Source organism: Microbacterium hydrothermale, from assembly GCF_004854025.1.
In the GTDB taxonomy this organism is placed as follows: Bacteria; Actinomycetota; Actinomycetes; order Actinomycetales; family Microbacteriaceae; genus Microbacterium; species Microbacterium hydrothermale.
In genome coordinates this window covers 427841-440658 of the sequence record NZ_STGM01000002.1, presented here as the reverse complement: position 1 = coordinate 440658, position 12818 = coordinate 427841, and the positions used below count along the sequence as shown (strand labels likewise).

The window sequence follows — 12818 nt, the reverse complement described above, 5'->3', positions numbered from 1 at the left end:
CGTGAAGACGTCGACATGCGCGGATAGAGCGGCACGAGGGCCCCGCCGCTCACGCGGCACCCCGCTGCAACGGGTGACGGGCGAAACCCGCCCGCAGGCGCTCGGCCAGCACGATGCTCACGCCGCGACGCCAATCGGCGCTGCCCAGCGGATCGGTGTAGAAGTCGGTGGCTCCGGCGACGGCGTCGCGCAGCTCCCCGGCCCCGGGGACGCGCGCGAAGCGCAGCACCCGCGGGCGACGCACCGCGGCGGTCACGACGAACACGCTCGTGCCGTCGGGGTCGACGCGCGCCGTGACGACGGCGCCCGAGCGTCCCAGCTCGGCGAGGGCGATCTTCTGCAGCCCCACGCGTGCGGTCAGGGCCCGTGCCGGGATGTCGAGGGCGCGCACGACCTCCCCCGGAGCGAGCGAGGTCGCGGCGTTGTCGACGACCAGATCGGCCACCGCGATGCGGCGCTCGCCGCCATCGGGCGTCCAGATCAGAGCCGTGGCATCCAGGGTCGAGAGCATCGCGATCATCGCGCCCGCCGCGAAGGCCTGGCAGACGTTGCCGCCGACGGTCGCGGTGTTCCAGATCTTGAACGAGGCGAGCAGTGCGTCGGCCGCGGGGCGCGCGAGGGCGAGCGACGTCCAGTCGAGGGGCGCCTCGTGCTCGACCCAGGCGAGCAGGCGGGCGATCGTGCACGTCGCTCCGATGCGCAGACCCTCGTCGGTCGCCTCGAGGTCGGCCCAGCCCAGTCCCGTCAGGTCGACGAAGCCGGTCGTATGCGGCTGCGGCTCGCTCATGAGCCACGTGCCGCCGGCCATCACGACCTCGCCGGGGCGCAGGGCGAGGTCGGCGCGCGAGCGCGCGACGCGGTACGAGGTGACGCTGGTGATGTCCATGCTCAGCCCGCCTTGATCCGGCCGGTCCAGCGCCCGTCGGCGAGGGTGTAGTGCTGCCGCGTGCTCTGGCCGAGGGCGTCGCCCCGCCAGAAGGTGAGCGTCACCGGGCGCACGCGGAAGCCGACCCAGCGTTCCGGCGGGTCGAGGTGGGGGTGCGCGGCGTCGAACTCCGCCCACAGGTGTCGACGTTCGAGCACATGCAGGTGCGCGTTCTCGTCGGTGTTCAGCCACGCGAGCAGCTGCAGGTAGCGCGAGCGTTGGCGGTATACCTCGGCGGCCTCATCGGCGCCGACGCGCTCGACGATGCCGCGCACGACGAGCTGCCGCCCCACCTCGGGCCAGGCGACCGACATCGCGGCGACCGGGTTCGCCGCGATCTGCGCGACCTTGGCGCTCGCGGCGTCGGTGTGGAAGTACAGCCCGGTCAGGTCGCGGTCGCTCACCAGCACGTGTCGCAGCGACGGCAGTCCGTCGCGGCCCATCGTGGCCAGGGCGGCGAGGGGCCGCAGTTCGCTGTCGTGCGGAGGGAGCCAGCGCACGAGAAGGCCGAGCGGGTCGTCGACGAGCGTGTCGACGTCGTCGACGTCGGAACCGAACGTGGTGCCGGCCGTGATCATGGCGATGCGACCTCCGGGGATGCTGCGGGTAGCGACGAGCGTAGGCACCACGCGTTTCGGCGATGTTGCCGTCATGAACATTCGACGAAACACCGGGTTCGTACACTCCCGGCATGAGCGTGCTGCCCCTCATCGACACCTGCCCGAAGAGCATGGAGTACGGCCCCTGCGGCGGGGTCGGCTTCGACGGATCGTGCGAGGTCGACGCGGCGCACCGCTGCGCGTTCCTGCACCGCCCGACCGTGCCGTGGACGGGACTCGACCGCTCGACCGAGGTGGCCCCGGCGCCGCGCACGGCCGCCGCCGCGCGCACCCTCGACGCCCTCGGCACCCGCCCCTGGGTGGTGGCCGATCTTCCCGCGCGGGCGCTGAGCGTGGCATCCATCGATCGGTGCGCCGCGATCCTCTCCGGAGAGGTGGATGCCGTCCTCGCCGGCGACGCGGGAAGCGCGCGGGTCCAGTTCCCTCCCGCCTACCGCGCGCACCTGCTGCAGAGCCGGGGCCTGCGCGTGTGGACGGGCCTGAACATGCGCGACCGCAATCGCGTGGCGATCGAGGGCGAGCTCGCGGCCCTCGCGGTCGAGGGGGTCGCGGGGGTGCACTGCGTGACCGGCGACCACACCCGCACGGGACACCGACCGGATGCCGCGCCGGTGTTCGATCTGGATTCGACGGAGGCCGCCGCGCTGGCCCGCGCCGCCGGGCACGCGGTGTCGGTGGCGGCCTCACCGGCGGCCCCGCCGACGGACCGACGCGCGGCGCGGCTGCGCGAGAAGATCCGGGCCGGAGCGGACGTGTGCTTCGTCAACCACGCCGGCGGGGCGGCGCCCGTGCGCCGGTTCATCGAGGAGGCGGGAGACGGTATCCGGTACATCCCGTGCGTGCCGGTGGTCGTCGATCACGCGTCGGCCGACCTGCTGGAGTCGTTCACGACCTTGGTGCTGCCCGAGGACTTCCTGGAGCGCGTGCGGCGCTCGCGCGACCCGCGGGCGGAGGGGATCTCGCTCGCGGTCGAGATGGCGCGGGAGATGCTCGCCGTGCCGGGCGTCGTCGGCGTCAACCTGTCGGGCGGTCGCGAGGGCGCCGAGGAATCGTTCGCCGAAGCCCTCGCCGAGATCGCGCGCCGGCTGCGCTGAGCGCGCGGGGGCACGGGGGGGCGCGCGCCGGGCGGGCGCGGGGCGGGCGCCGGGCGCGTCAGCGCGTGACGGCGGGCGAGAGCTCGGCGGCCACCGCGACGAGGTGCCCGCCCTTGCGCTCGGCGCGGACGACGCTCCGGGAGTCGGCGGCGTCGCGCTCGAGCAGTCGCCACGGGTGCGCGTCGATGTCGGCGCCCCCGGTCGCGCACGCCAGCAGGGCGAGGGGTTCGAGCACGCGCCAGCGGCCCCGCGGGCGCTGCATGTCGACGATGCCCGCGCGTCCGCCCGGGCGTACCGCGGCGCACGCGCGGCGCCAGGCCTCGTCGCGCGCGGGGATCACGCTCAGCGCATAGGTCGAGAAGACGGCATCCGCTCCCCGTCCTCCGGCGGCGGCGCGAAGGGTCGCGGGGTCGAGCGTCGCGGCGTCGGCCTCGACGAGCGTGACGATGTCGTGCCACCCCGCGGCGGCAGCGCCGATGCGACGACGGGCCACGGCCAGCATGTCGGAGCTGCGGTCGACGCCGATCACGCGTCCCGTCGGTCCCACGGCCGCGACGAGACCGGCGAAGTTCAGTCCGGTGCCGCACCCGAGGTCGATCACGGTGTCGCCGGGGCGCGGATCGAGAAGGCGGATGCCGGCCTCCCGGCCCGCCCGGTACACCCAGCGTTCGCCCGAGAGCACGTCGTACCAGCGTGCGCCGACGCCGTAGCGGCGCATCGGTGTCGTCATCGCGCCACCCCCTCTTCCGACCACCCTAGGCTTCGGGAATGACCTCCGTCTCGCGTCGCCGCGCCCGTCCGCTCACCGCCGTCGAAGCGGGTCGGGCGGAGTGGGACCTCGTCGTGGTCGGGGCCGGGAGCGCCGGCCTCGTCGGAGCCCGCACCGCGGCCGTGCTCGGGGCGCGGGTGCTTCTCATCGAGGCGAACGGGTTCGGTGGGGAGTGCCTATTCACCGGCTGCGTGCCGTCGAAGGCGCTCATCGCCGCGGCCGACGCCGCGCACGACGCGCGCGACGCGGCGCGACTCGGCGTCCACGTCGACGGCGTGCGGGTGGACTTCGCCGCCGTGATGGCCCACGTGAAGGGGGCGATCGCCGCGATCGAACCCGTGGACTCGCCCGAGGCGCTCGCCGAGACCGGGGTTTACACGCTGCGCGGCCGCGCCCGGTTCGACGGCCCCCGCTCGCTGGTCGTCGAGGGCGTCGGCATCCGTTTCCGGGATGCGCTGGTGGCGACCGGCAGCACGCCGATCGTGCCGGAGGGCGTCGACGTGCTCACGAACGAGACGCTCTGGGACCTCGACGAGCTGCCCGCGACCCTGCTCGTGCTGGGCGGAGGGGCGATCGGATGCGAGATGGCCCAGGCCTTCGCGCGCCTCGGCTCGCGCGTGACCCTCGTGCACCGCGGCGAGCGGCTGCTGCCGAAGGAGGATCCCGCCGCGAGCGCCCTGGTGCTGTCGGCCCTGCGCGCCGACGGCGTCGACGTGCGTCTCGGGACCACGCTCGCCGACGCCTCCCGCGGCGACGGGCGAACGACCGCGCGGCTCAGCGACGGCACGACGGTGGTCGCCGACCGCGTGCTCGCGGCCCTCGGCCGCCGCGTCGACACGACGGGACTGGGACTGGATGCCGCGGGCGTCGACCTCGACCGCTCGGGCGCGATCGCGGTGGACCGCACCCTCGCCACGAGCAACCCGCGCATCCGCGCCGCGGGCGACGCGACACCGCTGCCGCGCTTCACCCACACCGCGGGGATGTTCGGCAGCATCGCCGCCACCAACGCCGTGCTCGGTCTGAAGCGCCGCGTGCGGCTGGACGACGTTCCGCGCGTGACCTTCACCTCTCCCGAGGTGGCGGCGGTGGGGGCGTCGACGGCGGATGCCGCGGACGCGGACGTGCGCATCGTCGAGACCGCGCACCACGACCTCGACCGGGCCATCGCCGAGGGCCGCACCGCGGGGTTCACGCGCCTCGCGGTCGACCGCAAGGGGCGGGTGGTCGGTGCCACGATCGTCGGTCCGCGCGCGGGGGAGTCGCTCGGGGAGCTGTCGACGGCGGTCTCGCGCGGTCTCTCGGTGCGCGACCTGGCGGGCGTGCTGCACGCCTACCCGACGTATTCGGATGCCGGCTGGAACGCCGCCGTGCGCGATGCCCAGGGCGCCCTGCGCTCGGGCGCGGTCGCCGCGGTGATCCGGCTGCTGCGGCGCGTGCGGCGGCGTCGGGGCTGACGCGGCGGGGAGGGGCCGACTGCGGCGCATGCGGCGGCGGGGCTGACGCGCGGGGTCGGGCCGGCTGCGGTGCGTGCGGCGGCGGGCTGAGGCGCGGGCCCGAGGTCGGCGGGGCTGATGCCCGTCCCGACCCGGGTCGACGCCGTCGCGGCGTCGCGCGCTCCCGGGGCCGCCGCGCCCCGGCGGTCACCGCAGCAGGCGGTACCCCACGACGACCCGCTGCACGGCGCTGATCCCCACGAACACGCCCCACACGAGGGCGATCCACCCGGCCCAGAACGGCAGCAGCAGCCAGAGGGTGTGCACCACGATCGTCTCGGTGCCCTCGGCGATGCGCCCGAGGAACGACAGCGACCGCCCGTCGTCGATGCGGCGGCCCGTGCGTTCGGCGATCGATGAGAACGCCAGGAACGCCGTGCCGTTGACGTAGTACGTCAGCAGCACGAGCAGGAAAGGCCACCACGGGATGCCGAACGCCACCGTCGCGCCCCACGCGACGCCGAAGACGCCGGCGCCGTAGGCGATGAAGTCGGCCGCGATGTCGAGGAATCCGCCCGCCTCGCTCTCGCCGCCGTCTCCGCGCGCCCGCCGCCGCCGCGCGAGCGTGCCGTCGAGCCCGTCGGCCACCCGCGACAGCAGCCACAGAACCGCTGCGACGACCCACCACTGCGCGGCGGCTGCACCGGCCGAGGCCAGGGCGAGCACGAGGCCGGCGACGGTGAGCCGGTCGGGCGTGATCCCGGGACGGTCGAGGGCCGCGGCCGCGGCATCCAGGGGACCCGAGAGCACCGCGCGCATCGTGCGATCAAGCATCCGGCGCTCCCCGCTGATCGCGACGGCGGCGCACGATCGCCCCCGCGACGAGTCCGCCGATCACGAGCACGCCGATCGCGGCCAGCGCGATCCAGAACCCGGGACCCAGCTCCCACCCGAACGCGCCGAGCGCCACGTACGCGGCCGACCCCGGGAGGATGCCGACCGCGGTGCCGATCGCGTAGTCGCGGCGCCGCACCGAGGTCAGGCCGGCGCCGTAGTTGATGAGCGTGAACGGGATGACGGGGATGAGCCGGGCGCTCAGCACCGCGAGGAGTCCGCGGCGCCCGAGCGCGGCATCCAGTCGGGCCACCCGCGCCCCCGTGAAGCGTTCGACGGCCTCGCGGCCGAGGGCGCGACCGATCAGGAAGGATGCCGCGGCCCCGAGCAGCGCACCGATGTAGACCATCGCGAACGCCACCGGGAAGCCCCACACCAGACCGGCGGCGATGCCGAGGACGTTCTTCGGGGCGGGGCTCAACGTCAGCGCCGCGTAAAGCAGCGTGAACAGCACGACACCCGTCCAGCCGACCTGGGTCGACCACGCGCGGATCTGTTCGACGTCGTGCGGGACGAAGACGAAACCAACCGTTGCGACGACGGCGACGAAGACACCGAGAAGCACCAGACGGAGAAGGGGTCGGCGCATCGCACCGCGCGCGGGCGCGTCGGTTCGGTTCGGTTCCATCGATCACCCTCCGCTTCCCCATACCCTAAGTCCGCACGCGACCTGCGGTCGCCGGTCCCGACCGAGGAGCCCCCATGACCCCCCTTCGACACCGACGTCGTCTCGCCGCGATCACCGTGGCCGCGGCATCCGCCCTCTTCGCCCTCGCCGGCTGCGCCGCGCCCGCGGCCCCCGACACGGCGGAGTTCGCCGACTGGGATGCCGTGCTCTCGGCCGCGAAGGGTCAGACCGTGCAGCTGTGGATGTACGGCGGCGACGACCAGGGCAACGCCTACATCGACGACGTGCTCGCGCCCGCGGTCGCGGAGTACGGCGTGACGCTCGAGCGCGTTCCCGTCACCGACACCCGCGACGCGCTGAACCGCGTCTTCACCGAGCTCCAGGCCGGCCGCGAGGACGGCAGCGTCGACCTGGTGTGGGTCAACGGCGACAACTTCCGCACGGGCAAGGAGGCCGGGGCGTGGCGCTGCGGCTGGACCGGGATGCTGCCGTCGATAGCGAACACCTCGGCCGACGACCCGCTGCTGCAGTCCGATTTCGGCACCCCCGTCGACGGGTGCGAGGCGCCGTGGCACAAGGCGCAGTTCACCCTGGCGTACAACGCCGAAGCGATCCCCGACCCGCCGACCACCCTCGCCGGGGTGCTCGACTGGGCCGACGCCCACCCCGGTCGGTTCACGTATCCCGCGCCGCCGGACTTCACCGGCTCGGTGTTCGTGCGCGAAGCCCTCGCGAGCGTGTCGGGCGGAGCCGACGAGGTGCCCACGGCCTTCTCGCAGGACGCCTTCGACGAGCTCACGCCGGCCCTGTGGAGCCGTCTCGACACGCTCGCCCCGAACCTCTGGCGCGGCGGCGACACCTACCCCGCCAACGAGACCGAGCTCGGTCAGCTGTTCGCCGACCGTCAGGTCGACATGACCATGACCTACGGCCCGGCGACCCTCACGGGCCTCGTCGCCGACGGCACCTACCCCGCGCAGACCAAGGTGCTGACGCTCGAGGACGGAACGGTCGGCAACGCCAGCTTCCTCGGCCTGCCCGTCAACTCCGACGCCGCGGCGGGCGCGATGGTCGTCGCCAACGTCGCCCTGTCGGCCGAGCAGCAGGCGAAGAAGGCCGAGCCCGACGTGTGGGGGCAGTTCCCCGTGCTCGACCTGAACGCCCTGTCGGCCGAGGACCGCGCCCTCTTCGACGCCCTGCCGGTCTCGCCCGTCGTGCCGCCGTATGACGAGCTCTCGCGCAACGCGCACGGCGAGCTCGCCGCCGAATGGGTCCCCGCACTCGACGACGGCTGGCGGCAGAACGTGCTGTCGCGGTGACCTGGGCGCCCGTCGCCCGGCGCGCCGGCTCGCCCCGCGAGAAGCTGCGCGGGGCGCTGCTGGTGCTGCCCGCCGCCGTGCTCTCGCTCGTGGTGCTGGGCGGCGGCATCGGGGCGACGGCGCTGCAGGCGTTCGGGCTGCTGCCGGTGGTGGGGCGGCCCACCCCGGGGGTCGAGGCCTTCACCGCGCGTCCGGGCGAGCTGTTCGCCGCGGTCGGGGTCTCGCTCAGCGTCGCGGCGGTCAGCACCGTGCTGGCGGTGGTCATCGGCACGCTCGCGGCGATCGTGATCGTCTCGCGCACGCGCAGCAGCCGCGCGGTGGCCGCCCTCGGCACCCTCACCGTCACCATCCCGCACCTCATCGCCGCCGCCACCGTGGGGCTGCTGCTGTCGGACGCCGGCGTGCTGCCGCGCCTGCTCGGCATCCCTCCCGAGTCGTGGGCGCCGTGGGTCGGCGGACCGCTCTGGGGCGCCGCGATCGTCGAGCTGGCGTGGAAGGAGTCGGCGTTCATCGCCCTCATCGTCACGGGCACGCTCGCGACCCGCATCCAGACCTACGACGAGACAGCGGCGCTGCTCGGCGCGGGCCGCGCGCAGCGCTTCCGTCACGTGCTGCTGCCGTTGACGGCGCCGACGATCCTCATCGGAGCGGCGATCAGCTTCGTCTACGCGCTCGGGTCGTACGAGGTGCTGTGGTTGCTCGGACGCACCTCGCCCGAGCCGCTGCCCGTGCTCGCGGTGCGCCTGTTCCAGGGTGTGTCCCTCGACTCGCGGCCCGAGGCGGCGGCCGTCGCCCTCGTCACGAGCGTGCTCGCCCTCGCGGCGGTGGCCCTGACCTTCGCTGCGCTCCGGCGGACGGCGGCGTGGCGATGACCGCCGTCGACAGTCCCCTCACCCGCTCGCGCGGCGCCGGCAAGGCCCTGCGGCGACTGCTCGCCGTCGCCCTCGCGGGGTGGTTCGCTCTGCCCCTGCTGCCGCTCGTGCTGTGGTCGTTCGCCGACCGCTGGAGCTTCCCGTCCGTGCTCCCCACCGCTCTCGGCATCCGCTCGATCGACCAGGCGATCGCGCTCGGCGCGGTGCCGGCTCTGGGCCGCTCGCTCGTGCTCGGGGTCGTCGTCGCGATCGCGGCGACGCTGCTGGGTGCGCTCGCCGCCCGCGCGCTCACCTTCGGGGCCGTGCCGGGGGCGCGGTTCGTCTCGGTGCTGCTGCTCGCGCCGATCGCGCTCCCGCCCTTCGCGGCGGTTCTCGGCGTCAACGTCGTGCTGCTGCGCGCGCACGTGCCCTCGCTCGTCGGGGTGGCGATGGTGCTGACGGTCATGGCGCTGCCGTACACGGCGTTCGTGATGCGCACCGCCTACGGCGCGTACGACCGCTCCTACGAGGAGGAGGCGCGCCTCCTCGGTGCCGGGCGCCTGCAGGTGCTCCGCCGCGTGCAGCTTCCGCTGATCGCACCGGCGCTCGCGCGCGCCGCGTTCCTCGCCTTCCTCGTGGCGTGGAGCGACTACATCGTCACCCTCATCGTCGGCGGGGGAGAGGTCGTCACCCTGCCCCTCGTCGTCGCCTCGGCGGCCGCGGGGCTGGGCAACGACGCCGCAGTCGCCCTGATGTCGCTCTCGGCGGTCGCCCCGCCCGTCCTGCTGCTCGTCGGCGTGCTGGCCTTCGGCCGCCGCCGCACCCGTTCGTCGAAAGAGGTGAGCGCGTGAGCGCCGACCTGGTCCTCTCGGGACTGACCAAGACCTTCGCCGCCTCGACGGACCCCGCCCTCGACGACCTGTCGCTGACGGTCGCCGCGGGAACCTGCACCGCGGTGCTCGGACCCAGCGGATCGGGCAAATCGACGCTGTTGCGCGTGATCGCCGGCCTCGAGTCGCCCGACCGCGGCACGGTCGCGATCGCCGGCCGCGACGTCGCCGCCGTCGCCGCCGAGCAGCGCGGCGTCGGCATGGTCTTCCAGCGCTCCCTGCTGTTCCCGCACCTGTCGGTGCTCGACAACGTCGCGTTCTCGGACCGGGTGTCGGGGATGCCGCGTGCCCGCGCCCGCGAGCGCGCTGAGCGCTACCTCGACACCGTGCGGCTCGCCGGGTACGGCCGACGCCGGGTCGGGGAGCTGTCGGGCGGGCAGGAGCAGCGCGTCGCGATCGCCCGCGCCCTCGCCGCCGAGCCCGCCGTGCTGCTGCTGGACGAACCGTTCAGCGCGCTCGACTCGGCGCTGCGGGCCGACATGCACGATCTGCTCGAGGCGGTGCGCGCCGACGTCGCCCCGACGATCCTGCTCGTCACGCACGACCGCGACGAAGCCGCGCGGGTCGCCGATCGCATCGCGCTGGTCGAGCACGGCCGCCTGCTGCACGAGGGCACGGTCGTCGAGGCCTACCGCCGCCCGGGGAGTCTGCGCGCGGCCGAGCTCATGGGCACGCGCAACGCCGTCCCGGGCGAGGTGCGCGGCGGCATCCATCGCAGCGCGCTCGGTGAGGTCGCCGCGACGGGCCTCGCCGACGGGCCCGCGACCCTCGTCTTCCGGCAGGAGGACGTGCGGGTGGGAGAGGGGGCGGATGCCGGCCCCCTGCGCATCGTCGGAACGGTCCGATCGCGCCGGCCGGTGGGCGCGCGCAGCGAAATCACCGTCGACGCGGGCGCGCTCGAACTGCACGCGGAGGTCGGGTCGATCTCGCCGCTGCGACCGGGGGACGAGGTCACGCTGTCGGTGCCGGAGGCTCTTGCGCACGTCATCGCGGGCTGACGTGCGTAGGGGCGGCCTCGACCCGCGTGCCTGACGGCTCCGCACGCGGTGTCGCGGAGCCACTGGTTCCTGACCGAGACCCGCCCAGGACGGATGAGGCGCTTACCGCTGAGGCGGATTAACGAAGGCCTCGGGTAGGACGCTCGCGGAGACGGTGCCGTTGTGATCGCCGACGCTGTGGATGATGTGGGCGTCACCGTTCGACGTGTCGCCGCCCAGCTATTCGACGGGTGTTACGCCGCCTGTGGCGCGACAGAGGGGCACGTTCGGGGTGATGGTTGAATCTGTGAATGACGCCTCCTGTCCGGCCCTCACAACCTGAGGACGCTGAAACGATCACGGCTCTCCATGTGGCCTCACGAGCCTTCTACTACGGTGACTCTCTCCGAGATGGCGAATCCGAGCGCAGTCGCCTGAACATGTGGACGCGATTTTTATCGGAAGCCCACCGAAAGACTTTCGTTGTCGATACGCCCACGGGAATGGCCGGCTTCATTCACTTCCGCGTCCCGCCGGAAGAAGCGGAGCCCGTCGAGCTCGTCGGGCTCTATGTCATTCCCGAGCGGATCGGATCGGGAATAGGGACCATGCTCTACACCCAGTTCGCTCAATCGCTCGGTCTGCGACAAGCCGAACTCGGAGTCTGGCACGGCAACAAGCGTGCACAGCGCTTCTACCGGGAACGCAATTGGGTTCCCACGGATCGGTTTCGCGCGGGACCGAACGAACAGCCGTTCGTGACGTGGCGACTTTCGCGCGGTCCCGTCGGACTCTGAGCTCAGGGGCGAAACGAACGTACGAGAGTTGTCGGGACGAGATCGGCTGCAGAATCTACCTTCGCTGCCCGGGCCGGGGTCGCATCACGGGCCGCACGCTTCAATGCGTTGGGGCGGATTGCAAGCGGTGGCAGCCGTGCGTACCACTGCGAGCATTCGACGATGACAGACGGACCCACGCGCCCTACCGGGGTCATCTGGCTGGGAGTCATCTTCCTGCTGTGCGGGATCTTGGCCGTACCGCTGCTGATCTCCGACCCGACCTCGACCGGCCGCGTTCTGCCCATATGGAGTGCCGTTCTCGCTCTTTGGGTGGGCGGGACATGCGTGGTCGCGTGGGGCTGGTACTGGCGGGCGCGGAGGCGCCCCACCCGATGGGCGTGATCTGGGATCTTCTCGCCGCGCTCGTCGATCCGCTGGCGGCCCTTCTCGCCCGAGAAAGGGGCGACCCTGACGCCGAATCTCACGACAGGGGCGAGTCCGACGCTGGGGCACGGTACTGATCGCAATCAGCACCGTGGGCTCCTTCCTCTGGTACGCCGTGCTCTACCGCCGAATGCGTCGCCGGATGGAAGGCGAGCTCGAGGCAGGACTCGCCTCCCAAGTTCCCTAAGGGTGGTGCGAAACCGATCGGTTTTGCACCGTTCATCTGCTGACTTTTGGGCAACGGAGTTCAGCGCTGGTTGGAGGATTCGCGCCTGAGTGGGATGTTGTAACTCCCGCGACCCGCGCCGCCCACTGCCCAATTGCGTGGAGCGACGGTTCGTCGACGAGCATCCCGTTTGACGCACCCAGCCCCTGCCGGTGAGCCTCGTCGAGGATCGCGCCCATCGCGGAATCGCCCGCGCCGATCGTGTCGGCGACCACGATGCTTTCGGCGGGCACGGTGACGCGCGCGACGGAGGAGGCGAGCAGCAGCCCTTCGCCTCCGCGCGTAACCACTGCGAGCTGCGCGCCGAGCTCAAGCAGTCGGGCTAGCACGCCGTCGAGGTGCATTGTCGGGTACAGCCATTCGGCGTCCTCGTCACTGAGCTTGACGATCTCGCAGGACGCCGCGACCCGCTCGAAACGCGCGAGCGCTTCTCTCTGCCCGCCCACGAGAGCCGGGCGGATGTTCGCATCTACGCTCGCGGTAACTCCCGCCGGCAAGGCCTCGAGTATTTCGAGCACGGCAGAGCCGCCCGGCTCGAGGTAGATGGCGATGGAGCCCGTGTGCACGTGGGTGACGTCACTCAGGTCGGCGGTCGGCGGGTTCCAGGAGAGGTCGAAGACGTACTGGGCGGAGCCATCCTCGCGCAGCGTCGCACGGGCTGTCGAGGTGCGCGAAGCATCGCCGTGGACAACTCTCACGCCGGAGGCGCTGAGGTGTTCGGTGATGCGCCGGCCGCGGTCGTCGTCGGCGATGTCGGTCACGAGCGTCGCCTCGCGGCCGAGCCGCGCGAGCGTAAGGGCGACGTTTGCGGGGGACCCGCCCACGTGCTCCGTGACAGAGCCGTCCTTCTCGATGATGTCGATCAGGGCCTCGCCGACGACCAGGATGCGGGCCGCCGCGCTACTGCCATAATGCTGAGCGTTGGCGGGTTGCGTCTTTCTGCTGGTGGGCATCCGCTTCTCCTTC

At 72.9% G+C, this 12818-nt stretch carries 14 protein-coding genes; 8 read left to right on the top strand and 6 right to left on the bottom strand.

Annotated features, from left to right (window positions below; genetic code table 11):
* Window positions 1-49 precede the first annotated feature (49 nt).
* A complete protein-coding gene (locus tag FB047_RS05710) occupies window positions 50-886 on the bottom strand; it encodes an FAD binding domain-containing protein (RefSeq protein WP_136586224.1) in 837 nt (278 codons plus the stop codon).
* Between the two features lie 2 nt (window positions 887-888).
* Window positions 889-1551 (bottom strand): pyridoxine/pyridoxamine 5'-phosphate oxidase, encoded by a 663-nt coding sequence (locus FB047_RS05705; protein ID WP_205822686.1) that lies wholly within the window; start codon window positions 1549-1551, stop codon window positions 889-891.
* 65 nt (window positions 1552-1616) lie between these two features.
* On the opposite strand from FB047_RS05705, the gene FB047_RS05700 reads away from it, so the two are divergent.
* On the top strand, window positions 1617-2639 hold the full coding sequence (locus FB047_RS05700) for a methylenetetrahydrofolate reductase C-terminal domain-containing protein (RefSeq protein WP_136586222.1): 1023 nt from the start codon (window positions 1617-1619) through the stop codon (window positions 2637-2639).
* A gap of 58 nt (window positions 2640-2697) precedes the next feature.
* On the opposite strand, the gene FB047_RS05695 is transcribed toward FB047_RS05700, so the two are convergent.
* Window positions 2698-3369: a methyltransferase domain-containing protein gene (locus tag FB047_RS05695; RefSeq protein WP_240752642.1), complete on the bottom strand. Its 672-nt coding sequence runs from the start codon at window positions 3367-3369 to the stop codon at window positions 2698-2700.
* Between the two features lie 38 nt (window positions 3370-3407).
* Between FB047_RS05695 and FB047_RS05690 the strand changes: the two genes are divergently transcribed.
* On the top strand, window positions 3408-4865 hold the full coding sequence (locus tag FB047_RS05690; RefSeq protein ID WP_136586221.1) for a dihydrolipoyl dehydrogenase family protein: 1458 nt from the start codon (window positions 3408-3410) through the stop codon (window positions 4863-4865).
* 186 nt (window positions 4866-5051) lie between these two features.
* Here FB047_RS05690 and FB047_RS05685 read toward each other — a convergent pair whose 3' ends face one another.
* Together FB047_RS05685 and FB047_RS05680 are read right to left on the bottom strand one after the other, a co-directional pair.
* Complete coding sequence (locus FB047_RS05685) at window positions 5052-5678, bottom strand: CDP-alcohol phosphatidyltransferase family protein (RefSeq protein ID WP_136586220.1); 627 nt, start codon at window positions 5676-5678, stop codon at window positions 5052-5054.
* Entirely contained in the window at window positions 5671-6366 is a 696-nt protein-coding gene (locus FB047_RS05680) for a TVP38/TMEM64 family protein (protein WP_136586219.1), read from the bottom strand. The genes FB047_RS05685 and FB047_RS05680 overlap by 8 nt, the downstream gene beginning before the upstream one ends.
* A gap of 74 nt (window positions 6367-6440) precedes the next feature.
* Here FB047_RS05680 and FB047_RS05675 point away from each other — a divergent pair, with 74 nt between their 5' ends.
* From FB047_RS05675 to FB047_RS05650, 6 genes are all read left to right on the top strand, one after another.
* Window positions 6441-7685, top strand: coding sequence for an ABC transporter substrate-binding protein (locus FB047_RS05675; RefSeq protein ID WP_136586218.1), 1245 nt, complete (start codon window positions 6441-6443; stop codon window positions 7683-7685).
* Complete coding sequence (locus FB047_RS05670) at window positions 7682-8557, top strand: ABC transporter permease (protein ID WP_240752641.1); 876 nt, start codon at window positions 7682-7684, stop codon at window positions 8555-8557. The genes FB047_RS05675 and FB047_RS05670 overlap by 4 nt, the downstream gene beginning before the upstream one ends.
* Complete coding sequence (locus FB047_RS05665) at window positions 8554-9387, top strand: ABC transporter permease (RefSeq protein WP_136586458.1); 834 nt, start codon at window positions 8554-8556, stop codon at window positions 9385-9387. Before FB047_RS05670 ends, FB047_RS05665 begins: the two co-directional genes overlap by 4 nt.
* Entirely contained in the window at window positions 9384-10424 is a 1041-nt protein-coding gene (locus tag FB047_RS05660; RefSeq protein WP_136586216.1) for an ABC transporter ATP-binding protein, read from the top strand. The genes FB047_RS05665 and FB047_RS05660 overlap by 4 nt, the downstream gene beginning before the upstream one ends.
* Before the next feature lie 290 nt (window positions 10425-10714).
* Window positions 10715-11200 carry a GNAT family N-acetyltransferase gene (locus FB047_RS05655; protein WP_136586215.1) on the top strand — a complete coding sequence of 162 codons (486 nt, stop codon included), beginning with the start codon at window positions 10715-10717 and terminating at the stop codon, window positions 11198-11200.
* Window positions 11201-11362: 162 nt separating this feature from the next.
* Window positions 11363-11584, top strand: coding sequence for a hypothetical protein (locus FB047_RS05650; protein ID WP_136586214.1), 222 nt, complete (start codon window positions 11363-11365; stop codon window positions 11582-11584).
* Window positions 11585-11845: 261 nt separating this feature from the next.
* On the opposite strand, the gene FB047_RS05645 is transcribed toward FB047_RS05650, so the two are convergent.
* Complete coding sequence (locus FB047_RS05645; protein WP_136586213.1) at window positions 11846-12805, bottom strand: carbohydrate kinase family protein; 960 nt, start codon at window positions 12803-12805, stop codon at window positions 11846-11848.
* Window positions 12806-12818 lie beyond the last annotated feature (13 nt).

Coding starts and splice junctions, on each gene's coding strand:
- FB047_RS05655 (WP_136586215.1), top strand. CDS start 10,715: ATGACGCCTCCTGTCCGGCCCTCACAACCTGAGGACGCTGAAACGATC.
- FB047_RS05665 (WP_136586458.1), top strand. CDS start 8,554: ATGACCGCCGTCGACAGTCCCCTCACCCGCTCGCGCGGCGCCGGCAAG.
- FB047_RS05645 (WP_136586213.1), bottom strand. CDS start 12,805: ATGCCCACCAGCAGAAAGACGCAACCCGCCAACGCTCAGCATTATGGC.
- FB047_RS05690 (WP_136586221.1), top strand. CDS start 3,408: ATGACCTCCGTCTCGCGTCGCCGCGCCCGTCCGCTCACCGCCGTCGAA.
- FB047_RS05680 (WP_136586219.1), bottom strand. CDS start 6,366: ATGGAACCGAACCGAACCGACGCGCCCGCGCGCGGTGCGATGCGCCGA.
- FB047_RS05700 (WP_136586222.1), top strand. CDS start 1,617: ATGAGCGTGCTGCCCCTCATCGACACCTGCCCGAAGAGCATGGAGTAC.
- FB047_RS05685 (WP_136586220.1), bottom strand. CDS start 5,678: ATGCTTGATCGCACGATGCGCGCGGTGCTCTCGGGTCCCCTGGATGCC.
- FB047_RS05675 (WP_136586218.1), top strand. CDS start 6,441: ATGACCCCCCTTCGACACCGACGTCGTCTCGCCGCGATCACCGTGGCC.
- FB047_RS05695 (WP_240752642.1), bottom strand. CDS start 3,369: ATGACGACACCGATGCGCCGCTACGGCGTCGGCGCACGCTGGTACGAC.
- FB047_RS05710 (WP_136586224.1), bottom strand. CDS start 886: ATGGACATCACCAGCGTCACCTCGTACCGCGTCGCGCGCTCGCGCGCC.
- FB047_RS05650 (WP_136586214.1), top strand. CDS start 11,363: ATGACAGACGGACCCACGCGCCCTACCGGGGTCATCTGGCTGGGAGTC.